The following is a 1014-nucleotide window of genomic DNA, read 5'->3' on the forward strand; positions in this document are numbered from 1 at the left end:
CACTCTAGTCTGCCCGTATCGAATGCAGACCCGGGGTTAAGCCCCGGGCTTTCACATCCGACGCGACAGACCGCCTACGAGCTCTTTACGCCCAATAATTCCGGACAACGCTTGCGCCCTACGTATTACCGCGGCTGCTGGCACGTAGTTAGCCGGCGCTTCTTCTGCAGGTACCGTCACTTTCGCTTCTTCCCTGCTGAAAGAGGTTTACAACCCGAAGGCCGTCATCCCTCACGCGGCGTCGCTGCATCAGGCTTTCGCCCATTGTGCAATATTCCCCACTGCTGCCTCCCGTAGGAGTCTGGGCCGTGTCTCAGTCCCAGTGTGGCCGGTCGCCCTCTCAGGCCGGCTACCCGTCGTCGCCTTGGTGAGCCACTACCTCACCAACAAGCTGATAGGCCGCGGGCTCATCCTGCACCGCCGGAGCTTTGAACCCACCCCCATGCGAGGGAAGGTATTATCCGGTATTAGACCCCGTTTCCAGGGCTTGTCCCAGAGTGCAGGGCAGATTGCCCACGTGTTACTCACCCGTTCGCCACTAATCCACCCCGAAAGGCTTCATCGTTCGACTTGCATGTGTTAAGCACGCCGCCAGCGTTCGTCCTGAGCCAGGATCAAACTCTCCGTGAATGTTTACTCGGCCAGTAAATTAATACAGCCGGTGCACACACACGAGAGCGGAACAGTCAAGCGGAATAAGCCCGACCGTTCACAGCGTCCTCGCTGTGTTTGTGTTACTTCAAAGGAACCTCGCCCCGACCGAATGGCCGAGAACGGGGTATCAACAAATCTGGCGTTGATTTTTGGCACGCTGTTGAGTTCTCAAGGAACGGACGCTTCCTTCGTACTCACCCGAGAAACTCTCTCAGGCTTTCCTCCGGGCAGTTTCCCTTCGGTCCTACTGTTTAGCTTGTCCTGCGTCTTGCCGTCTTGCGTTTCCGACTCTATCAGACCGTTTCCGTATCCGATTTCCTCGGCGCTTTCCAGGTTTTCGCTTTCGCGTTTCCCTTTCCG

General features: G+C 57.1%; 1 protein-coding gene and 1 rRNA gene. Both read right to left on the minus strand.

What is annotated here, in order from left to right; all coding sequences use genetic code 11:
- A 16S ribosomal RNA gene (locus STRTUCAR8_RS10000) occupies nt 1-630 on the minus strand; the annotation flags it as partial.
- Nucleotides 631-822: 192 nt separating this feature from the next.
- Nucleotides 823-1014 (minus strand): hypothetical protein (locus tag STRTUCAR8_RS53715; protein WP_206742938.1); only part of this gene is annotated, 192 nt, incomplete at its 5' end.

Source organism: Streptomyces turgidiscabies Car8 (assembly GCF_000331005.1).
Lineage (GTDB): Bacteria > Actinomycetota > Actinomycetes > Streptomycetales > Streptomycetaceae > Streptomyces > Streptomyces turgidiscabies.